General features: G+C 74.3%; 16 protein-coding genes. 2 read left to right on the top strand and 14 right to left on the bottom strand.

What is annotated here, in order from left to right; translation table 11 throughout:
• Nucleotides 1-265 precede the first annotated feature (265 nt).
• Complete coding sequence (locus ABD350_RS13990) at nucleotides 266-970, top strand: NADH oxidase (RefSeq protein WP_344348333.1); 705 nt, start codon at nucleotides 266-268, stop codon at nucleotides 968-970.
• Nucleotides 971-1,344: 374 nt separating this feature from the next.
• Here ABD350_RS13990 and ABD350_RS13985 read toward each other — a convergent pair whose 3' ends face one another.
• The 4 genes from ABD350_RS13985 to ABD350_RS13970 form a co-directional block, all read right to left on the bottom strand.
• Nucleotides 1,345-1,956: a response regulator transcription factor gene (locus ABD350_RS13985; RefSeq protein WP_344348331.1), complete on the bottom strand. Its 612-nt coding sequence runs from the start codon at nucleotides 1,954-1,956 to the stop codon at nucleotides 1,345-1,347.
• Between the two features lie 20 nt (nucleotides 1,957-1,976).
• Nucleotides 1,977-3,101 (bottom strand): sensor histidine kinase, encoded by a 1,125-nt coding sequence (locus tag ABD350_RS13980; protein WP_344348330.1) that lies wholly within the window; start codon nucleotides 3,099-3,101, stop codon nucleotides 1,977-1,979.
• 214 nt (nucleotides 3,102-3,315) lie between these two features.
• Nucleotides 3,316-5,604 carry a TOMM precursor leader peptide-binding protein gene (locus tag ABD350_RS13975; RefSeq protein WP_344348328.1) on the bottom strand — a complete coding sequence of 763 codons (2,289 nt, stop codon included), beginning with the start codon at nucleotides 5,602-5,604 and terminating at the stop codon, nucleotides 3,316-3,318.
• Entirely contained in the window at nucleotides 5,601-5,771 is a 171-nt protein-coding gene (locus ABD350_RS13970) for a hypothetical protein (RefSeq protein ID WP_344348327.1), read from the bottom strand. The genes ABD350_RS13975 and ABD350_RS13970 overlap by 4 nt, the downstream gene beginning before the upstream one ends.
• A 523-nt stretch (nucleotides 5,772-6,294) precedes the next feature.
• Between ABD350_RS13970 and ABD350_RS13965 the strand changes: the two genes are divergently transcribed.
• The gene (locus tag ABD350_RS13965; protein WP_344348326.1) at nucleotides 6,295-7,077 is read left to right on the top strand and encodes an AfsR/SARP family transcriptional regulator; all 783 of its coding nucleotides are present in this window, start codon (nucleotides 6,295-6,297) and stop codon (nucleotides 7,075-7,077) included.
• A gap of 140 nt (nucleotides 7,078-7,217) precedes the next feature.
• On the opposite strand, the gene ABD350_RS13960 is transcribed toward ABD350_RS13965, so the two are convergent.
• The 10 genes from ABD350_RS13960 to ABD350_RS13915 all read right to left on the bottom strand — a co-directional run.
• On the bottom strand, nucleotides 7,218-8,081 hold the full coding sequence (locus ABD350_RS13960) for a 4'-phosphopantetheinyl transferase family protein (protein ID WP_344348324.1): 864 nt from the start codon (nucleotides 8,079-8,081) through the stop codon (nucleotides 7,218-7,220).
• 109 nt (nucleotides 8,082-8,190) lie between these two features.
• Complete coding sequence (gene sbnB / locus ABD350_RS13955) at nucleotides 8,191-9,192, bottom strand: 2,3-diaminopropionate biosynthesis protein SbnB (RefSeq protein ID WP_344348323.1); 1,002 nt, start codon at nucleotides 9,190-9,192, stop codon at nucleotides 8,191-8,193.
• Between the two features lie 38 nt (nucleotides 9,193-9,230).
• Entirely contained in the window at nucleotides 9,231-10,556 is a 1,326-nt protein-coding gene (locus ABD350_RS13950) for an NAD(P)/FAD-dependent oxidoreductase (protein ID WP_344348322.1), read from the bottom strand.
• Entirely contained in the window at nucleotides 10,553-10,819 is a 267-nt protein-coding gene (locus tag ABD350_RS13945) for a hypothetical protein (protein WP_344348321.1), read from the bottom strand. Before ABD350_RS13945 ends, ABD350_RS13950 begins: the two co-directional genes overlap by 4 nt.
• Complete coding sequence (locus tag ABD350_RS13940; RefSeq protein WP_344348320.1) at nucleotides 10,816-12,411, bottom strand: AMP-binding protein; 1,596 nt, start codon at nucleotides 12,409-12,411, stop codon at nucleotides 10,816-10,818. The genes ABD350_RS13945 and ABD350_RS13940 overlap by 4 nt, the downstream gene beginning before the upstream one ends.
• Nucleotides 12,408-13,550: an acyl-CoA dehydrogenase family protein gene (locus ABD350_RS13935; protein ID WP_344348319.1), complete on the bottom strand. Its 1,143-nt coding sequence runs from the start codon at nucleotides 13,548-13,550 to the stop codon at nucleotides 12,408-12,410. Before ABD350_RS13935 ends, ABD350_RS13940 begins: the two co-directional genes overlap by 4 nt.
• Entirely contained in the window at nucleotides 13,510-18,507 is a 4,998-nt protein-coding gene (locus ABD350_RS13930) for an amino acid adenylation domain-containing protein (RefSeq protein ID WP_344348318.1), read from the bottom strand. The genes ABD350_RS13935 and ABD350_RS13930 overlap by 41 nt, the downstream gene beginning before the upstream one ends.
• A gap of 76 nt (nucleotides 18,508-18,583) precedes the next feature.
• Nucleotides 18,584-19,672, bottom strand: coding sequence for an asparaginase (locus ABD350_RS13925; protein ID WP_344348317.1), 1,089 nt, complete (start codon nucleotides 19,670-19,672; stop codon nucleotides 18,584-18,586).
• Nucleotides 19,669-20,628, bottom strand: a complete 960-nt coding sequence (locus ABD350_RS13920; protein WP_344348316.1) for a TauD/TfdA family dioxygenase — start codon at nucleotides 20,626-20,628, stop codon at nucleotides 19,669-19,671. The genes ABD350_RS13925 and ABD350_RS13920 overlap by 4 nt, the downstream gene beginning before the upstream one ends.
• Nucleotides 20,625-21,752: condensation domain-containing protein (locus ABD350_RS13915; protein WP_344348314.1), on the bottom strand; the 1,128-nt coding region annotated here is incomplete at its 5' end. The genes ABD350_RS13915 and ABD350_RS13920, both read right to left, overlap by 4 nt.

The following is a 21,752-nucleotide window of genomic DNA, read 5'->3' as shown; positions in this document are numbered from 1 at the left end:
CCGTGTTCGGGTGCGGCTTCGGTCGGTCTGTCTGTTCGGGCGGGACTTTCGTGTCCGGGTACGCGGGTGTGCAGGTGACACCGTTTCCCGCCCTGGTTCGCTCCGCGCGCCGGCGCTTCCGCTTGTGTCCCGTGCCCGGGTGAAATCTTCACGCGGAGGCTGTGAGGGGATAGGTGTCCGCCGCACCCGGTGCGGACCCACAATCAGGTGCCCGGTGGACGCGGCTGAGCGTTCGCACGTGAAGGTGGCGACGAGGAGGTTTGTCATGCCGGACGAGGCCGGCGGACCCACTGTCGACCTCTGGTCGCTCGCCGAGGACGTGGTGGTCGAGCCGGGGGACCGGGAGGGCGAGCTGATGCTCACCGGCCGCTGGGGCACCGAGCGGGTCACCGCTCCGCAGCCGGTGGTCGAGGAGGCCCTGCGCCGCATGGAGCTGGGGCCGGTCCTGCTGGCCAACCTCATGGCCGGGGCGGACGAGGCGGCGGGCCGGGAAGACTGGTACTGCCTGTCGCTCCACCTGGAACGGCTCTCCCACCTGATCGTCCGCACGCTGGGCATCGACGACCTGGCCGGGCCGCTGCTGTCGGCCATGCCGGTGTCGCCGGTCGCGCGCTTCGCCCTCGCGAGGCTGCCCGGCCGGCGGCCCGTGCGGCTGCCCAGCGGGGCGACGGTCACCGTCGGGCGCGACGGCGTCACCGTGCAGTCGCCCGGCTCCTCGTACCGTGTGCTCGTGCACCGCCCGGAGGCCGTGTGGGTGCTGGGGCGGCTGGCCTGGCCGGTCACCCCGGACCAGGTGTCGACCGCGCTGGCCCTGCCCGTCGGGGTCGCCGAGCGGATCATGGACTATCTCGCCGCGGCGGGCATGACCGCCGCCGTGGAGGAGGAGCGGGTGCCCTCGTCCGTCCTCCGGCGGGGTGACGCCGGGGGTGGTGGGGCGGCGGGGGCGGCTGACGGCGACCCGGCAGGTTAGGGGAGACGGCCTTTGAGACCGGCCGGCCAAGCAGCGAGCCGGCCGGCCAATCAGGCGGTCGGCCGATCAGCTGGCCAGGTAGTCGGCCAGACCGCCGGCCGACCAGCCGACCAGTCGGCCAGCCGACCAGCGAGCCAGTCCACCAACTAGCTGGCCAGGCAGCCAGCGAGCTAGCCCGCCAGCCAGGCAGCCGGCCGACCAGGTAGCCGGCCAGGCAGCCACCGAGCCGGCCGACCAGCCAGCCATCCGGTCGCCCGGCCGGCCGGCCGGAACCGTCCCAGCCAGATGCCCGGCCGACCAGCCGGAACCGTCCCAGCCGGTCGCCCGGTCGCCCGGTCGCCCCCGTCGCCCAGCCGAGCGGGCGGCCGGCATGGTTACGGGAGCCAGCCTGCCTCGCGGGCGATGCGGATCGCGTCCACCCGGTTGCGGGCCAGGAGTTTCGTCACCACCGTGGTGAGGTAGTTGCGCACGGTGCCGGGCGCCAGGTGCAGGCGGTCGGCGATCTCGCCGGCCTCCAGGCCCTCCGCGGCCAGCCGCAGCACCTCCGTCTCCCGTTCCGTCAGCGGGGTCTCCGCGGTGCCCCATACCGACAGCGCGAGCTGGGGGTCGATGACGCGCTGGCCGGCGGCCACCCGGCGTACCGCGTTGGCGAGTTCGCGCGGCGGGGCGTCCTTGAGCAGATAGCCGTTGACCTGGGCGGCGAGCGCGCGGCGCAGGGTGCCGGGCCGGCCGAGGCTGGTGAGGATCAGGGACCGGCACTCGGGCAGCTTCTCCCTGAGCCGGGCGGCGGCGGTCAGGCCGTCGATGCCGGGCAGGTCGATGTCGATGATCGCGACATCGGGCCGGCAGGCCAGCGCGGCGTCCACGATCTCGTCACCGCGCTCCAGTTCGGCGACCACTTCCAGGTCGTCCTCCAGGCTGAGCAGCGCCACCAGCGCGCCCCGCACCATGTTCATGTCCTCTGCCAGCAGCAGGCGAATGGTCACCGACGGTTCTCCTCTCCGGCTCAGGCCGCCGGATTCCGGGTCGTGGGCACCGCGGTGTCGGCGCCGGACCGGGTGCGTTCGGGAAAGGCCGGGGCCTCGGCGACGAGCCGGAAGGTGTCGTCCGGGCCCCGGTCGGTGCTCAGCTCGCCGGAGATCTCGCGCATCCTGGTGGCGAGGTTGCCGAGGCCGCTGCCGCTGTGCGCGGACGGGTCCCGGTAGGCGGGGTCCACGCCGTTGTTCTCCACGAGCAGCCGTACCCGGCCGCCCTCCTGGACCGCCTCGATCACGCAGCTGTCGGCCTTGGAGTGGCGCAGCAGATTGGTGACCGCCTCGCGCAGTACGGCCGCCAGCACGGTGTTGACCTGCTGGCTCATCGTCCCCGGCCGCAGCGTGACGCGGATGTCCACCTCCGCCGCGGTCAGCAGCCCCTCGGCCGTGGTGATCTCCTCCGCCAGGGACATGTCGCGCAGCCCGCTGGCGACCGTACGCACATCGGCCAGCGACTGCCGGGAAATGGCGAGCACATCGCGTATCTCGGCGAGGGCCCGCTGCGGATGGGCCGGGACCAGGCGGTGGATCAGCTCGCTCTTCAGCGTGATGGCGGAGAGGCTGTAGCCGAGCAGGTCGTGCAAGTCCCGTGCGAACCGCAGCCGTTCCTTGGTGACGGCCATCCGCGCGAGCTGGTTCCGGGTGTCGTGCAGCACGTGCACCAGGTCGGCCAGCCGGGTCAGGCCGAACACGATCAGGCCGGTCAGCAGCGTCGACTGGCACAGATAGACGCTGTCCAGCACCGAGCGGCCCTCCAGCGCGGGCGGCAGCAGCATCGACAGCCCCACCACGGCGTACAGCGGCCAGGCCAGGCGCGGTGGCAGCAGGAGCAGCAGCGAACCGGCGAAGAATCCGGCCATTCCGCCCCACTCGGCCTCGAAGACGAGGAGGGGAAGGTAGGTCAGAAGCGCCTGGACCCCCAGGGCGGCCACTTTCCGCCGCCAGGGGGCCCGGTGCGCCTCGGGACGCGAATGTCTGAGCTGGAGCGTGAAGATGGCGGCCAGGCAGGCCAGCGCCACCAGGTTCATACCGGTGCCCAGACCGGCGCTGAGCACGTTGAGCATCGTGATGAGCAGGAAGCTGAGCAGCGCGGCCATGAGGATGACACGGGCCAGGCGCGGCGCGGGGGCGTCGGGCCGTCCCGACTCCGTTTCCCCGTCGGCCGATTCGGGACTGTCCGCCGCTTCGGCGGCCGAATGACGTAAACCGTTGTGTGGCGACATCGTCCTACCGGCCCCCTCCGCTAGCCCGCGGCCACGCGCACTGAGAGGGATAATAGGTGAAGGTGGTCGTCGCCCAGAAGTTACCGGGCTACACGAACATCGGCACGGGATTCAGCTCGGCATAGGGCGTCGGTTCGGACAACCGGCCCAGGGCCACCGGGATGTCGAAGAGCCGTCCGGGGGCGAATCTCGGCCAGAAGTGACGCATGCCGGGCACTATCACCTTCACCACGGGCAGGCGCAGGTCCGGGCGGGTCTGATCGAGGACGAGCAGCTCCATCCCGCGCTCGCGCACCAGCTCGGTGACCGCTTCCACGTCGTCGCGCAGATCGGGGCGCGGCCGGTAGCCGCGGCCGTGCGCCGCGACCGGCGGAGCGGCCGGATCCGGCGTCAGATAGGGCTGGTTGGCGAGGGTGGCGGTGCGCCACCAGCGCACCGGGTCCGGGTCGGAGATGGCGTAACCGGTGCCGCCGGGGCCGGGCGCGACCGCGGGCAGCAGCTGTCCCATCTCGGTCAGCGCCCGTCGCAGCGCGATCCGCGGGTCGAAGTGCGCGCCGAAGCCGAACACGATGTCCTCGGTGGGCCGGTCGGTGCGCCGGGACAGCGCCGCCACCACCGGGATGCCGAAGTCCGAGGTGAGATCGAGCGCCCACAGGTCGCGGCCGGCCCGTCGGCAGCCGGAGCGGATCCGGTCGACGTACGGCTCGTCCGCGCTGTCGAGGTCCACGGCGGGCCGGCGGATGCGGTTGTACCACCACAGTGCCACGGCGTCCCGCTCCACCAGTTCCAGGAAGCCCTGCAGCAGGGCGTCCTCCGGGCTGCTGCCGGCGGCGTTGCCGTTGGAGTCGGCGCACAGGCCGTCGGCGGCGGGCCCCTGGCCGAAGTAGAGCATGGACGTGGGCAGCAGCCGCTGGGTGCGGCCGGTCAGCGACCACACCGGCGTCCACTCCGTCGGGCGGTCCTCGGCGAACGGTTCGGGTACGTGGGTGAGCCGGGAACCGGCGGCGTTCCACGCCTGCCGGTCGCGCAGCTGGCGGTCGGCGTAGAGCTGGCAGGCGCGGGGGTGCACGGCGGCCGGGCCGAGCGCGGCGTACGTGTCCCGCAGCACCGGCTCGTCGCCGTGCCGGGTGCCGCTGTAGCGCTCCACCGCCTCGCACAGGGCGCTGGTCCTCGCCTCGGTCTCGGTGACGCCCTTGCCGCCGCTGAGCGCGCGCAGACCGGCCCGCAGCCCGGCCAGGGACGCGGCGCCCATGGCCAGGTTCTGGCCGGAGAGGAAGGACTCCACGAAGTCCGGGCAGTGCCTGGCCCGGCTGATCTCCTTGACGACGCCGGTGACCGGGTCGACCAGGTGGCCGTAGCGGTCCAGCATCTGGTGCGGGGTGAGCGCCCGGTGGCCGCCCGAGTCCTGGGCGGCCTTGGGCCGGGACACCGGTACGAACGGGGCGCGCACCCGCCGGGCGACCAGGTGCGGGTCGCCGCACGACGGGCACTGCGGCAGCCGGGAGACCGGGTGCGCGGCGGAGACCAGCCGCAGGGTGTCCAGGATGTGTACGGCGCCCTGGCCGGGGTGCCGGATGCCGGCCAGCCACTTCGCGGTCTCCAGGGCGGCGAGCTGGGCCGCCGTCGACTCGCAGGCGGGCAGCCCGGTCGTCGGCCGGCCGGCGGGGCCGGTGAGTCCGAGGTGGTGCTGGAGCGGCAGTTCCGAGCGGCGGTGTCCGCGCAGCCGGGCGGCCAGGCAGGACCAGCAGGGTCCGGCGCCGGGCCGGAACACCGGCCCCACCCATGGGTCGGCGCCGCCGGTGCGGGCCAGCAGCCAGGGCGTGTCCCGGTCGCGGAGGGCCGCGTCGACGTCCCTCAGGGCGGGGTCCAGGTAGTCGTCGCACAGGACGAGCGCGAACCCGGCGTCCTCGCCGGCGTCCGCGATCCCGATGCCGGACTCCCGCAGTGCCGTGTGCGTCCGGGCCGGGTCGGTGCCGGGCAGCGCCAGGAGCCGTACCCGGGCGCCGGCCACGTCGCGGGTGGCCCGTTCGCCGTCCAGCCCGGCGAGGTCCCAGTAGGCCTCGGCCGCGGCGGCGGACGGGGTCGCCGGGGTGGCGGGGGCGGTGTGCAGCCTGAGCAGGCCGGCGGCCTCCAGCGCGGCGAGCGCCGACCGGGCCGCCTCCGGGCCGAGGGCCGGGGCGGCGTCGCGGATCACCGTCTCCCGGTCGCGGGTGCCGTCCAGCAGCGGGGCCAGCACCTCGGCCGGCAGCCCCCGCAGCGCGGTGACCCCGCGCTGCGAGAGCAGGTAGGCGGCCTCTCCGGGTACGACGGCGGCCCGCAGGTGGCGTTTGAAGCCGAGGAGGCCGGCGGTGCCGCGGTGTGCCCCGGCGGCGGTCATGCGGCGGGTCTGGCGGACGCCGGGGCGATGTGCGTGTAGGTCACGGTGAACAGCGCGCCGCACTGTTCGGCCGGGACGTCCAGATCCTCGATCACCAGCCGGGCGGCCGGAGCGGCGGTGACGGGGGTGTGCCTGACGGTGCCCGGGTGCGGGGCGTGCGGTGTCATCGCGATCGGTTCCCTTCGCAGTGGGCTTGCTCGGTGGCTACGGGAACGATTCTGCGGAGCGCGGGGGAGCGCACCCAGTGTCGGTGTCATCAGCGGGGGGTGAAGTTTTCACACGGAGCCGTCCTACACCGTGATTTCTTCATGATCCAGCACCTGAGGAATACATCCCGGCCCCGGTACGACGGCACTGTGCCGCCGCCCCGCCGGATGGCACCGTTGACAAACACCGGGCTCCGGCCCGCCGATTCAGGCGAATCGACCTGGAGTTGCCATGGAGATCAGTGTGCTGGGCCCGCTCGACGCGAGTCGGCCGGCGTCCGGATCCCCCCGTCCGCGGCCGAACAGCGGCAGCTGCTCGCCCACCTCCCCCCACACGGACAGCCGCAGAAGCTGATCGGCACCTCGCTCCGCGACCGCAGGGGGTGGTCGCCAAGGAGATCCCGCCCCGCGAATCCGCAAGGGACGGGCGGGAGTTGTCGTCGTGTACGCACAGGGAGACACAGATGGGAGCTGACTGACGGTCATGCTAGAGTTCCGCGTTCTCGGGCCCGTCGGACTGTGGTCCGACGGGGTGGAGGCTCCACTGGGCGGTTGCAAGCAACGGACCATACTGGCCGCCCTGCTGCTCGCCGACGGCTGGGTCGTCTCCGACTCCGACCTCGGCGGGGTGCTGTGGGAACGGCGCCCTCCCACCACGTATCAGGCACAGATCTACACCTACGCCTCGCGGCTGAGGGGTCACTTCCACGGGGGTGCGACGATCACGCGCTGCGGCCGTGGTTACCGCATCGAGAGAGGGGATGCCCGCTTCGACCTGGACGAGTTCTACCGGCTGGCCAAAGAGGGCCAGACGCTGGCGCGTTCGGGAAGGACCGCCGACGCGGCGTCCCGGTTCCGGGCGGCACTCGACCTGTGGAGCGGTCCCACCCTCACCGGGGTGACGGACGCGCTGGTCGACAACGAGCGGTCCCGGATCGAGATGGCCCGGATGGAAGTGCTGGAGAGCCGGATCGACGCCGATCTCCACCTGGGCCGGCACCGGCAGCTGACCGGTGAACTCACGCAGTTGGTGGGAGCGCATCCACTGCGGGAGACGTTCCGGGCGAAGCTGATGATCGCCCTGCACCGCAGCGACCGGCAGGCCGAGGCCTTCGAGACGTTCCACGCGGGCTGCGGACTGCTGCGCGAACAGCTCGGGGTCGATCCGGGGCCGACCTTGCGCAGCGCCCACCAGGCCATCCTCGCGGACGACTTCGCGCCGGTGCTCCCCGGCCGGGGAGATCTCGTGGCCGGACCGACAGGGTGACGGGGGCTCCAGCCTGTGCGCAGTTCCACGGCACTGCGCACAAGCTGGAGAGCAGAGGAAAGGCGCGACGGCCCGGGCGGTCCGCCCGCCCCGCCGGAACGGGTCCGGGCGGGCGCCCGGCGGCGCGGTGCCGCCGGGTTTCACAGGCCCCGGTATGCCGGGTCGCCGCGGGACCGGTCGTACCGCGTCGCCGGCGGGTCCGGGGGGCGTAGGACCACCGGGCCCGGGCGGGTGTGCTCGCGGGCCAGGGCGGCCGAGCGGCCGGGGCCCAGGCGGAGGTCCTCGACCGTCCAGGCGCCTGGTGCGCCGGGCTCGGCGTGGTCGACGCGGACCGGTCCGGGCGCGCCGGTGAGGGCGTCCAGGCCGCGCAGATCGGCGACGATGCCCACTCCGACGGCCTTGAGGACCGCCTCCTTCCGGGTCCAGGCGCGGAGGAAGAGCTCTTCGTGCTCCCGCTCGTTGCCGGCCCCGCTCAGGACGTCGAGTTCGGCGTCCGACAACGCGATCCGGGGCACGTCCCGCAAGCCGCGCCCGGTGTGCTGCTCGATGTCGACGCCCACCTGCCCGCCGGCGGTGACGGCGAGCAGCCAGTACGGCCCGGAGTGCGACAGGCTGAAGTCCAGCCGGGTGGCGGGCGCCAGGATCACGGGCCGCCCGTGCAGGGGGTCACCGCACCGCGGGCACGGGTGCCGGCCGAACCGGACCGCGGCCGGCGGGCCGCCGAGATAGTGGTCGGCGAGGATACGGCGCACGGCGGCGTGCGCCGCCGCGTAGCGGCCGGCGAACGGCGCGCCACGGCGCCGGAAGGTGTCCAGTTCCGTGGCGTCCAGCAAGGCCACGTCGGCCGGGTCGGGGAGGTCCGCGGCCCGGCCGTGCCACACGTGGACGGCGTTGCTCCGGCCGAAGCGGGCGATGCCGTCGCGCACCGACGGCGCGCGGCCGCGGGCGAGCGGCCGAGGGGCTCCCCGGGCGGGGGCGTCGGCCGCGGGCGGGGTTCGGGGCATGACGTGCCTCTCTGCGAGGAGCCGGGGGCGCCGGAACAGGGGAGGGCCAGGGCCGGCCGGGGGATGTACCGGCCCTGGCCCCGCTTCGGTGGCGAGGGCTCCCGGCCGGTCAGTCCGGCAGGAAGCCGTCCACCCGCACGCCGAGCCCCTGGGCCCGGGCGGCGGTCAGGACGTGGTCGGCCAGGGCGATGTCGAGGACACCGAGGCCGAACGGGGCGTAGACGACCGTCCGGCCGGGCTCGAGGCCACTGCCCGTCCCGGCGTCCTCGTCCAGGAGCAGCCGGCCGATCGTCGGGGCGATGAAGTCGCGGTGGCCCGCCGCCCGGACGGCGAGGTCGAGGGAGGTGCGCTCGCGCAGCGCGTGCTCGGTGTCGTCCACGATGTTGTACGCGCCGGGCAGCGACTCGGGCAGCAGGTCCCGCAGCGAGATGTGCAGCACGACCGTGCCCGGTTCGGCCGCCCCCAGATCCAGGTGCGGTTCGATGGCCGAGGTGGCGATGGCGACGAGGCCGTGCGCGGCCAGCGCCTTCTCCGCGCTGTCGAGCACGAGCACCCGCGCCCCGGGGACCACCTCGGCCGCCCGGGCGGCGAACTCGGCCGACCGTTCGGGCGAACTGTCGTAGACCGCCAGCGAGGTGAGGCCGGGCAGGGCCGCGTGCACATGGCGCAGGATCTCCAGGTTGATCACTCCGCAGCCGATCAGCGACAGGCCGTCGGGGCGCCGGTCGCGGGTGAGCAGCTCGGCGGCGAGGGCCGCGCTCGCCGCGGTGCGTGCGGCGGAGATCAGCGAGCCCTCGATCAGGGCCTCGGGGCGGCCCGTCTCCAGGGAGTTGAGGATGATGGCCGCGCTGGCCCGCTGGATCCCGCGCTCGATGTTGGCGGGGAAGGAGGCGATCCACTTCATGCCGGCCGCCGGCCGCTGCCCGCCGCGGTAGGCGGGCAGCCCGATGACGCGGTCACGTGGCCGCCCGGGGAACCGCAGGAACGTCGAGTGCGGCACCGCGGTGTCGCCCCGCTCGTGCAGGCGGTAGGCGTCCGCGACGACCGACATGGTGTCGAGTTCGCAGCCGTCGAGAAGCCGCGCGACCTCGCTGTGTCGCAGGATGAGCATGACGGGTTTCCGTTCCTTCAAGGGGTGGGCGGTGCCGGTCAGCGGGTGGCTTTGAGGGTGCCCAGATAGGGGTGCCACAGGTGGTCGGGGTTGGCCTCCACCGCGGCCACCGCCTCGCGCATGGCGACCAGGGCCTTGGGCTCCTCGTCGTCGTACACGTCGCCCTGGAGCATCTTCAGTACGTCCGTCCGGTACCGGGGGTCCTGGACGAACGCGGTGAACAGGACGTTGAGCCGGTAGTAGATGGAGATGAACTCGTACCAGTAGCGCACCGCCCGGCGGAGCTTGGTCTCGTAGCCGGCGAACCGCTCCTTGCCGTAGTCGCCGGCCGCGTGCGCCGCGATGATGTCCCGGGAGGCGATACGGGCGCTGTTCAGCGCCACGCTGACCCCGCTGGAGAAGATCGGGTCCACGAAGCGGGCGGCGTCGCCGATCAGGACGTAGCGGTCACCGGTGATCTCCTTGACCGAGTAGCTGTAGTCGCCCTCCGCCTTGAGCGGGCGGACCTGGCGGCAGCCCTTGAGCGCGTCGTGCAGTTCGGGGCGGCTGCCGACGAAGTCCCAGAAGAACTCGTCCAGGTCGCCGCTGCCCTCCGCGAAGCGTTTCTTCTGGGTCACCACACCGATGCTCGTGATCGTGTCGGTGATCGGGATCTGCCAGACCCAGGAGTCCTTGATCGGCAGGAAGTGCACGTAGATGTGCTCCGCCTGGGCCGCGGAGGTGGACAGCGCCTCCCGGTCCAGCCCCTCGAACCAGGCGTGCACCGCGTACTGGTCGAAGACCGGGTCGGGCACCTTGGTCTTCAGCTGCCGGCCCAGCATCGTCTGCCGGCCGGAGGCGTCCACGACCATCCCGACCGTGTAGTCCACCGGCTTGCCCGCTATCCGGGTGCGGACCACCACCTCGGGGTCGCCGAAGTCGACGCCGAGGACCCGGGCCCCGTTGAGGACGGTCGCGCCCTGCTCCTCGGCGTGCCGCAGCAGGATCGCGTCGAAGCGGGACCGGTCCACGTGGTACGTGTAGTCGCGGTCCACCCCCCGCTGGTCGCGCTCCACGAACTGGATGTCCGCGGTCCAGTCGTGCTGGAGGCCGCTGAAGCCCAGCCGGGGGATGTCACGAGATTCCGCGGACGTCCAGGAGGCGCCGTACTTGCGCGGGAAACCGGCCTCGTCGATCTTGTCGAGGGCGCCGATCTCCAGCAGCACCGGTGTGGTGGCCGGGACCAGGGACTCGCCCACGTGCGGCCGGGGGAAGGTCTCGCTCTCGAAGACGATCACGGAGAGGCCGGCGCGGGCCAGGTAGGAGGCGGCGGTGGAGCCGGCGGGTCCGCCGCCGATCACGGCGATGTCGAAGTCGGTGCTCATCGGACGGTCTCCTGCTCCAGCTCGCGGATCATGGCGGCGATCGAGGCGGCGTTCCTGAAGTTCTTCGCGTCGATCCGGGCGGTGGGCACCGAGACGTCCCACTCGTTGAGGATGAAGGCCTGCAGCAGCGCGATCCGGAGCGAGTCGATGATGCCCCACTCCAGCAGCGGGGTGGCCGCGTCGATCGCGCGGTCCTCGTCGGACCAGAGGAACTCGGTCCTGATGAAGTCCAGCACGCGTGCGGTCACGTCGTCGGTGTTCATGAGCGTCCTTTCGAAAGGGCCAGATGCCGCCGGACCAGCGCCGGACGGTCGATCTTTCCGTTGCGGGTGCGCGGAAGGTCGTCGAGCAGATGGACGTGGTCGGTGATCATGTAGCTCGGCAGCCGCTCCGCCAGGTGCCGGCGCAGTGCGAGCGCGCCGGGCCGGGCGCCGGGCAGGGGGACGACGAAGGCGACCAGCCGGGCGTCCATGCCCTCGCCGGCCACGACGACGGCCGCGCTCTCCACCTCCGCGTGGGCGTTGCAGGTGGTCTCGATCTCGCCGAGTTCGATCCGGTGGCCGCGGATCTTCACCGCGTGGTCGCGGCGGCCGACGTAGTCGAAGGAGCCGTCGGGCAGCACGGTGACGATGTCGCCGGTGGCGTACTCGCCGGAGCCGGGGGTGCGGCCCCAGTAGCCGAGCATCACCGTCGGCCCGGTGACGACGAGTTCGCCGTGTTCGCCCGGCCCGGCGACGGTGCCGGCGTCGGTCCGGGCCCACACCTCGTCGCCGCTCGCCGCCCTGCCGATCGGCACCGGCCGGTCGCGCTCCAGGTCGGCCGGGACGACCTCGTGCCAGGTGCACACATTGGTCTCGGTCGGGCCGTACAGGTTGAGCAGCCGGGCCCTCGTCCACGCGGCCAGGCTGCGGACGTGGGCGATGGGGAACGGCTCCCCGGCGAACAGCACCGCCCGCAGCCCGGCGGGGGCGGGCCGGTCGAGCAGGCCGCCGCCGCGGATCATCAGGATCAGCGCCGACGGCACCGAGTACCAGACCGTGATCCGCTCCCGGTGCAGGAACTCCACCAGCTCGCCGGGCGCGTAGGCCAGCGTGGCCGGGACCAGGCGGACCGAGGCGCCGGCCGAGAAGGCGGCGTACAGGTCCAGCACCGACAGGTCGAAGACGAGCGGCGCGTGGTTGGCGAACCGGTCCTCGGGTCCCGCGCCGAGCAGGTCCACGGCCCAGTCGACGAACGCCCGGGCGTTGCGGTGGCTGATGCTCACGCCCTTCGGTGTCCCGGTGGAGCCCGAGGTGTAGAGGATGAAGGCCGGGTCGTCCGGCTTCACCTCCGTGTCGACCGGGGGCGCCTGACCGTCACCGGGCAGGGGCTCCGCCAGGTCGAGCACCGCGGCACCGTCCAGCCCGGCTACGGCGTCGAGTGCCGCGGCACCGTTGAGGCCGGCTGCGGGGTTGGGTTCTGTGGTGTCGGCGAGGCCCGCTGCGGCGGCGGGTTCCGTGGTGGCGGTGAGCGCCGAGTGGATCTCCGTCAGGCGGGTGCCCGTCGTGCACACCGCCCGGGCGGCGCAGTCGCGGACCACGGTGGCGACCCTGCCGACCGGTGCCGTCCCGTCCTGGGGGACGTAGACGGCGCCCAGGCGCAGCACCGCCTGCATCGCCACCACGACCTCGGGCGACTTGTCGCCCCACAGGACGACCCGGTCCCCGTGGCCGACCCCGGCCCGGGCGAGGAGGAGGGCGTAGGCGTCGGCCGCGCGGTCGAGTTCGCGGTAGCTCAGCTCGCGCCCCGGTCCCGCCACGGCCGGACGGTCCGGATACCGCCGGGCGGAACGGATGACCAGTTCCTGGAGGTTCACAGTCCTCTCTCCCTCGCGATGACGCTCCGGTGGATCTCCGTGGTGCCGGAGAAGAGCGTGCTGGGCACGGCGTCGCGCAGCTGCTGCTCGATGCCGGTCGAGGCGAGGTAGCCGATGCCGCCGAAGACCTGTACCGCGTCCCGGGCGTTGGCGACGGCGGCCTCGGAGACCGCGACCTTGGCCAGCGACACCGCACCGGCGTCGGCGGTGCCCTGGTCGGTGAGCCAGCAGGCGCGGTACAGCAGCAGCCGCGCCCCCTCCAGGCGCTCCGACATCACCGAGATCTTGTGCGAGACGGCCTGGAAGTCGGCCAGCCTGCGGCGGAACTGCTTGCGCGAGCGGACGTGCGCGACGCACCGCTCGAGCTGGTACGTCATCACTCCCAGGTAGATCGCGAACAGGCAGGCCCGTTCCCAGCCCATCGAGTGCTGGAAGACCGCCCGGCCCTGGCCCTCGACGCCCAGCAGACAGCGGGCGGGGACCCGGACCCCGTCGAAGGTGATCCGGCCGGCCGGGCAGCCGTGCAGGCCCATCTTCTCCAGGGGCGGGCTGACGCTCAGCCCGGGCAGACCACGCGGGACCACGAACCCGCTGGTGCCGAGGAACCCGGCCGCCGGCTCGGTGACCGCGTAGGTGACGATCACGTCGGCCAGCGGGGCGTTGCTCGCGAACGACTTCACGCCGTCGATCACGTAGGCGTCGCCGTCGCGGCGGGCGGTCATCTCCAGCCGGGCCGTGTCCGAGCCCGCCCCGTCCTCGGTGATCGCGTTGGAGGCGATGACCGAGCCGGTGGACAGGCCCTTCAGCAGCTCCTCCCGCAGCTCGGGGCCGGCGAAGTCCCGGACCGGCACCGCGCAGGCCAGCAGATGGGCGGCGACCCCGAAGGCGAGCCCGGTGTCCAGGCAGCCCTGCCCGAACGCCTCCAGGCACAGCGCGGTGTCCAGGGCGCCGAGCCCGCCGCCGCCGAACTCCTCGGGCAGGCACAGCCCGGTCAGTCCGAGGGCCGCCGCCCTGCCCCAGTCCTCCCGGTCGAAATGGTCCGCCGGGTCCGTGCGCCGGCGTCCCGGCAGCTCCTCCCTGATCGCGGCCAGGAGCCGGTCACGACGACGCTGCTGCTCGGTCGTCAAGGCGAAGTCCATTGACGTCCTCCTTTCCGTAGGCGTTGAGCTCGGCGTCGGACATCGCGTCGAGCTCGGAGCGGACCAAGTCCTCGATCAGGGCCGCCAGTTCGGCGACGGTCGGGCCCTCGAAGACGGCCCGGATCGGCAGGTCCACGTCGAAGGCGTCCTGGAGCGCTGCGACCAGCCGGATGGCGAGGATCGAGTTGCCCCCGGCCCGGAAGAACCCGGTGTGCGCGCCCACCGGGGCCGCGAGCAGCCCGGTGAAGATCTCCGCGACCCGTTCCTCGACGATCCCGCGCGGCGGCACCAGTTCCCGCTCGCCGGGCACGGGCGCGGGCAGCGCGCCGTGGTCGACCTTGCCGTTGGCGTTCAGCGGCATCGCGGCCAGCGCGGTGAACACGGCCGGCTGCATGTACGCGGGCAGCCGGGCGGCGCACAGTGCGGTGAGCGACCGCGGGGAGGGTTCGCTGCCGTCGGGGACGTAGGCGACCCGGATCAGCCCGTCGTGCGCGGTGGCCACGGCCTGCCGCACCTGCGGGTGCTCGGCGACCACCGCGGCGATCTCGGCGAGTTCGACGCGGTAGCCGCGGATCTTGACCTGGGTGTCGGCGCGGCCGAGGAACTCCACCTCGCCGCCGTCCAGCACCCGGGCGAGGTCCCCGGTCCGGTACAGCCGGTCGCCCGGCTCGCCGAACGGGTCGGGGACGAACCGCTCCGCGGTCTGCTCCGGCCTGCCGGTGTAGCCGCGCCCGACGCCCGCGCCGCCGACGCACAGTTCGCCGACCGCGCCGACCGGGACCGGCCGGAGCCAGGAGTCCAGCACGTGCGTGCGCACGCCGGGCAGGGGCCGGCCGATCGGCACGCCGTCCCGGCCGGAGCCCGCCGTGACCGGGTGGACGGTGGCGCCCACACAGGTCTCGGTGGGGCCGTACTCGTTGATCAGCCGGCCCGGGCCGAGGAGGGCCGCCCACCGCTCGGCCAGGGCGACCGGCAGCGCCTCGCCCGCGACGACGATCCGGGCCGCGAGGCCGGCGATCCGCTCCTCGGGCAGCCCGGACAGGATCTCCAGGTGACCGGGCGTGAGCTTGAGGAAGGCCAGCGGGGCGGCGGCGACCAGGCGGTCACCCAGCTCGGTCAGGTCCAGGTCCTGCGGCAGCAGCGTCGTCGGCCGGCCGGCCAGCAGCCCCGCCCACAGGTTGGGGACGCCGAGGTCGAAGGCGACCGAGGTGAACACCGCCGCGCCGCCCGGCGCCGGGAGCGCCAACTCGTCCACCGCCCACCGCAGATGGCCCGCGAGCGCGGCGTGGGTGATCCCGACGCCCTTGGGTCTGCCCGTCGAACCGGAGGTGTAGATGACGTAGGCCAGCCGCTCCGGGTCGGCCGGCCGGGCGGGCCGGGACGTCTCGGCGCCGTCCGGAGCCGGCGACACGGTCCGGGCGCCCTCGACGGTGGTGGTGGAGACCAGCAGGCCGGCCCCGGCGTCGGCCAGCATGTACCGGACCCGCTCGGCCGGGGTGCCCGGCTCGATCGGCAGATAGGCCGCTCCCGCCTTCCACACGCCGAGCAGGGCGGTGATCAGATCGGCGCCGCGGTCGACCAGGACGCCGACGACCGAGTCCGCGCCGGCGCCGAGGTCCCGCAGCCGGTGGGCGAGACGATTGGCCCGCCGGTCCAGCTCGGCGAAGGTGACCTCGCCGGCCTCGGTGCGCAGGGCGACCGCGTCGGGGGAGGCGTCCGCCTGCCGCTCGAAGAGGCCGGGTGCGTCGGTGGTGTACGCCGGGGCGGGGGTGCCGCTCCAGCGCAGCAGCGCGCCGCGCTCGGCGGCCGGGAGCAGATCGAGGGCGTCCAGGCGGGTGCCGGGGTTTGCCGCGGCCCGCTGGAGCAGCAGGACGAGCTGGTTAGCCAGGCGCGCGACGGTGTCCCGCTCGAACAGGGCGGTGGCGTACTCCAGTCCCCCGGACATCCCCCCGTCGGGGCGGCGGCGCAGATAGAGGGTGAGGTCGGTCTTGGCGATCCGGGAGACCTCCACCAGGGCCGCGAGGTCCGCCGCGTCGGCGGCCGATCCGGTCAGCTCCTCGTCGTGGAGGTCGAAGGCGACCTGGTACAGCGGGGTGCGCGAGGAGTCCCGCTCGGGGGCGAGGTCGGCCACGAGCTGCTCGAAGGGCAGGTCCTGGTGGGCGAAGGCCGCCCGGCACGCGTCCCTGACCCGCTGGACGCCCGCGTCGAAGGTCATGCCGCCGGACAGGCCCAGGCGCAGCACCAGGCTGTTGAGGAAGAAGCCGACCACGCCCTCGGTCCCGGGCCGGTCCCGGCCGGCCACCGGGGTGCCGAGTACGGCGTCCCACTGTCCGGTCCGGCGGGCGAGCAGCGTGCCGAACCCGGTCAGCAGCGTCATGAACGGAGTGGCGCCGTGGCGCCGGCCCAGCGCGACCAGAGCCTCGGTGACCTCGGGTGACAGCTCCAGCGGCACCATCGCGCCCTTGCCGTCGCGCACCCGGGGCCGCGGGTGGTCGGGCCTCGGCTCCAGCGGGGCCGCGCCGTCCAGCGCCGCCCGCCAGTAGGCGAGTTCCCGCTCCACCGCCGCGGGCGTGATCCGCTCCCGCTGCCAGGCGGCGAAGTCGGCGTACTGGACCGGCAGGGCGGGCAGTCGCGGCTCGCGGCCGGCTCGCAGTGCGGCGAGGACCGTGGCGAACTCGCGTTCGAGCACCGAGGAGGACCAGCCGTCGCAGATGATGTGGTGCACCGACAGCACCAGCACCTGCCGGCCACCGGGCGCGGGGTCGCGGGCCAGCAGGGCCCGGGCGAGCGGACCGCCCGCCAGGTCGAAGCCGCGGTCCAGCTCGCGGTCGAGCACGGCGGGCAGTTCTCCGGGGGTGACCTCGGCCGTGGTCAGTTCGAGCGGGACCGGCGGCCGTATCAGCTGCATCGGTTCGCCGCCTTGGACGACGAACGCCGTGCGCAGCGCCTCGTGCCGCTCGACCAGCCGGTCCAGCGCGGCGGCGACCAGGCCGGGGCCCGTGCCGTCCGGCACCGGCAGGAACAGCGCGGACACCCACTCGCGGCTGCGCGGCTTCATCCGGTCCAGCACCCACAGCCGGCGCTGGCCGAAGGACAGGGGCAGCGGCCCGGTACGGGGCAACGGCACCGGGCCGTCGGGGAGACCGGTCTCGTCGTCCTGTGGCACCGGGCGGTACGTGTCGTCCGCGCCGTGGCTGTCCGCCGCGCCGTAGCCGTCGTCCGGGCCGCTCCCGTCGTTGCGGGTGTCGAGCAGGCGGGCCTGGTCGGCGATCGTGGTGGCGGTCAGGAGGTCCGCGAGGGCCAGGTCGCGGCCGGTCGCCTTGCGCAGCCGGTTGACCAGCCGGGTGAACTGAAGTGACGTTCCGCCGAGTTGGTAGAAGTCGGCGTCGGAGGCGATGCCGTCGCTCTTGAACAGGTCGCGCCAGACCCGGGCCACCGTCTCCTCGGCCGCCGACTCCCGCCGGACGGCCGGCGCCGCGAAAGACGGCGCGGGCAGCGCCGCGCGGTCCAGCTTGCCGCTGGACGTGGCCGGGAACCGGTCGACCGCGAGCAGCACCGACGGCACATGGGTGCCCGGCAGCCGCTCGGCGAGGTAGTCACGCAGCCCGTCCGGCACCTTCGGTGCCCGGACGTAGGCGGCCAGGGCCGGTCCGCCGCCCGGCGCCTCGACCGGGACGACGGCGGCGCCGCCGACCGCGGGATGGGCCTCCAGGACGGCCTCGATCTCGCCCGGCTCGATCCGGACACCGTTGATCTTGACCTGGCGGTCGATGCGCCCCAGGTACTCCAGGGCTCCGTCCGGGCGCACCCGGACCCGGTCGCCGGTGCGGTACAGCCGCGCGCCGGCGGGCCCGTACGGGTCGGGTACGAACCGCTCGGCCGTCAGGCCGGCCCGCCCGAGGTAGCCCCGGGCGACCCCCACCCCGCCCGCGAACAGCTCGCCCACGTCGGCCGGCTGGCCGCTGTCGTCCAGCACCAGCACGCGCGTCCCGGTGATCGGCCGGCCGATCGGCACGGGACCGGTGCGCTGCGCGGGGTCGAAGCGGTGGGCGGTGATGTCGACGGAGCACTCGGTGGGCCCGTAGGTGTTCCAGACCGTGACCTCGCAAGGGGCCAGCGCGAGCACCCGCTGGACCGCCTCCGCGTGCAGCGGCTCGCCGGCGCAGCACAGCACGCGCAGCGCGCCGCAGCGGTCCCAGCCGTCCTCCTCGGCCAGCGCGCGCAGCACGGACGGCACCAGCTGGAGCACGCTCGCGCCGGTGTCGGCGACGGCCCGGAGCAGGGCCGCCGGGTCCCGCTCGGCACCCTCCGGCGCGAGGACGACCGTGCCGCCGACGGTGAGCGGCGCGAAGATCTCCCAGCCGGCCGCGTCGAAGGTCACCGGCGTCTTCTGCAGCACCCGGTCCGAGGCGTCCAGCCCGAGCGAGTCGACCGCCCAGCGGACGCGGTTGGCGAGGCCCGCGTGGTCGATCACCACGCCTTTCGGGCGACCGGTCGAGCCGGAGGTGTGCATCACGTACGCGGCCCCGTCCGGCTCCGCGAGGGCCCACGCGAACCCCTCCGCCGGGGGCGGAGCGTCGGGGAGTATCGGGGTGGCGCCGGTTGCGGTGACCCGGGGGTGGCCGGTGTGGTCGGTGACGATCAGGGTGAGGCCGGTCTGCTCGATCAGGCCGGACAGCCGGGCGGAGGGGTGGCCGGGGTCCAGGGGCAGGTAGGCGGCCCCCGCCCGCCAGACGGCGAGCAGGGTGACGACGAGGTCGAGGCCGCGCGGCAGCAGGACGCCGACCGGGCGGTCCGGTGCCGCGCCGTGGGCGACGAGGGCGTGGGCCAGGGCGTCGGCCCGGGTGCCCAGCTCGGCGTAGGTCAGCTGCCTGCCGGCCGCGGCCACCGCCGGCCGGTCCGGGGTCAGCGCGATCTGCCGGGCCACCAGCTCGGGGACGGGCGTCGGGGCGGTCATGACAGGGTCTCCTTCGGGTGTGCCGGGAGTGCGGGTGTGCCAGGATGCGGCAGCGGGTCCGGGGTGCCGGAGCGGGTCAGGGGGTGAACTGCGGGACGCCGTAGCGGGCGAACCGCTCGGCGACGTCCGCGGGTTCCCGGGTGGTGGCGAGCGTGAGCAGCAGCAGGATCCGGGCCTTCTGCGGCAGCAGGTCCTCGGCGGGCAGGACGCCGGGGGCGTGGGCGTCGTACACGGCGCCGCCGCCGGTCCGGGCCGCGGCCACGACCGTCACGCCCTTGCCGAGCGCCCCGCGCAGCGCGCCGGCCTCGCCGGGCGAGGGGTCGCCGGCGACGACGATGCCCTCGACGCCCGCGTCGGCGAACGCGGTGATCGCCTCGCCGCCGGCGTCCGGGTAGGAGGCGACGATCTCGGTGCGGGGCAGCTCCTCCCGCTTGATCCCGGCCAGGTCGAACGGTGTGCGCCAGCCGCTCTCGCCGCACCGCTGGACCCGGGCGGGCGCCCGCGGCAGCCGGATCCGGTCGCCGTCGACGGTGCCGAGCACCCCCGCCTCTCCGGCGTGGAACGCGCCGGGCCTGAGCGTGGTGGTCTTGGTGGCCTCGCGGGCGGCGAGGATGTCGTTGCCGAACGCGACGACCGTGCCGAAGCACCGGGTGCGTCCGCTCGCGGCCAGCACGACGGAGTTGTAGAGGTTGGCGGGGCCGTCCGCGCCGAACACGTTGGACGGCCGCATGGATCCGGTCACGACCACCGGCTTGGGGCTGCGCACGGTCAGGTCGAGGAAGTAGGCCAGTTCCTCCAGCGACTTGGTGCCCGCCGTGACGACGACCGCGTCCGCCGTGCGCAGTGCCCGGTCGACCTGCCGGGCCAGGTCGTAGTAGTCGGTCATCGCGGTCTGCTCGGGCCCTTCCCGGGTGACGACCCGCGCCACCTGGTCCAGCTCCGGACGCAGGCCGGACACGATGTCCGCGACGGGCAGCGCGCTGCCGTCGTAGTCCTCGAAGCCGGCCCGGTCCTTTGCGACGCCGGTGATGGTGCCGCCGGTGCCGATCACGACCACCTCGGGCCCGGCGGCCCGCCGCGGCCCGGCTTCCCTCGCGGCGACGGCCGGCGCCGAGGAGGCCAGCCCCACGAGGAGGGCGGTGACGGCCAGGGCGAGCCGTCTCACGACAGCACCTGCCCGTTGTCGGCGCGCAGGGCGCGGGACCTGCGGTGGTCGAGGTGGATGAAGGTCCGGTGCAGCCAGCGGTCCTCGCCGTCGTAGCGCGGGGTGAAGTGGGTCCTGCCGTGCAGGGTGACCCGGTTGTCCACGATCGCGAGGTCGCCGGGGCGCAGGTAGACGGCGCGGGTGACGGTGTCCAGCGCGGCCCGCAGGACCGTCATCGCCTCGGCGGCCTGCTCGTCCTCGGGGTGGGTGGCGTGGAAGTCCACCCGGACGTCGGGGTCGTCGAAGTCGCCGCACAGGACCGGGTGCGGCGGGGCCTGACCGCCGGGGCTGCCGAAGGACGGCGGGACCTCGGTGCGGAACCGTTCCTCGCCGAGCACCTTGCGCACGTCGTACGGCAGCAGCGCGACCGCCCGGCGGATCGAGGCGATCCGCAGACCGGCGCCGCCGTCGTGGTCGGGGCGCAGGCACAGCAGTGCGACCATGTCCGGCCGGTAGGGGTGGAAGGCGTTCTCCACGTGCAGTTCCAGCGGGACCGATCCGGCGTTGCTCTGCTGCTCCTCCCGGCCGGCCACGGGGACGACGTTCTGCACCAGGGCGCCGCTCTTCTCGTCCCGGTAGGCGATGACCTCGCCGATCTGCGAGGAGACCAGGGCGATGGTCCCGGCGGCCGGGGTGGCCGCCCGCTCGACCGACTCCCGGACGGCCGGGGTGGGCACGAGCGCGGGCCCCAGCGGCAGGTTGCGCACCAGCAGCATGCCGTCCGCCTCCGGGTCGTGCCGGAACGCCCGCAGTCTGCGGCGCAGCCGCTGCGGGAGCTCCTCGGACATCCCCCGGCAGGCGTCCAGCCAGCTCCGGTCGTCGACCAGGCGGGGCTCCACCCCGGCGAGCGCTTCGGCGACCGCTCCGGTCCGCTCCCGCTCCGCCTCGGTGAGGGTGAATACGTGGTCCTCGGTCATGACGTTCCTTCCTGAACGGGTTCGGACAGCTCGCGGACCAGCGGGTCCCGGCCGCGCGCGACCGCTTCGAGCACCCGGGCGCAGCGCGCGGCCAGCCGCCGCGCCTCGCCGGGGCCGAAGGCGTCGGGCCGGTGCCCGAGCCGCAGCGACAGCCGCTCGCCCGGGACCACCGCCAGCCGGAGCGGGAAATGGGTGTCGTCCGCGGCCGCGAACGCGCGCATCCGCAGCCGCCCGTCGAGGGCCGCCGCCCACGCGGAGGGGTCCATCGGGTAGTTCACGAACAGCGTCGTGGTGTCGAACAGGGAGCGCAGGCCGGCCGCCCGCTGGATCTCGGCCAGGCCCAGGTGGTCGTGCGGTTGCAGTGCGGCCTGCTCCCGCTGGAGGCGGTGCAGCGCGGCGGGGAACGGCTCGTCCGGTGCCAGTCGCACCCGCACCGGGACGGTGTTGGTGAACAGCCCGACCATGCCCTCGACGCCGGGCAGTTCGGGCGGCCGGCCGGACACCGAGGACCCGAAGACCACGTCGTGGCCGCCGGTCAGCTCGCCCAGCACCACCGCCCAGGCGCCCTGGACGACGGTGTTCAGCGTCAGACCGTGCGCCGCGGTACGCGCGGTCAGCGCCCGGGTGGTGGCCTCGTCCAGCTCGTGGACGACCAGTCCGTGCGGCACCTCGGTACGGCCGGTGGTGCCGACGAGGGTCGGACCGGGCAGGCCGGCCAGCGCCTCCCGCCAGGCCTGGCGTGCCGCGTCCCGGTCCCGGCCGGCGAGCCAGGCCGCGTACCGCCCGTACGGCGCGACGGGCGCGAGCCGGCCGCCCGCGTACAGGGCGAACAGTTCCCGTACGAGCACCGAGGTGGACCAGCCGTCCCACACGATGTGGTGGACGGTCAGCACCAGCCGGTGGTGCCGTGCGCCGAGCCGGAGCAGGAGGAACCGCAGCAGCGGGGGCCGTGCCGGGTCGAACCTGGCGCGGCGGTCCGCGCCGGCCAGCCGTGCGGCCTCCGCCTCCGGATCGGCGCGGCCGGTCAGGTCCTGTTCCCGCCAGGGCAGCGCGACCCGGGCCGGCAGGACCTGGACCGGCTGGTCCAGGTCGCCGTAGTGGAAGGCGGCGCGCAGGTTGGCGTG

The organism is Streptomyces nogalater (assembly GCF_039532885.1).
GTDB lineage: Bacteria > Actinomycetota > Actinomycetes > Streptomycetales > Streptomycetaceae > Streptomyces > Streptomyces nogalater.
The sequence above is the reverse complement of the archived record's forward strand: the minus strand, read 5'-3'. Positions and strand labels throughout refer to the sequence as shown.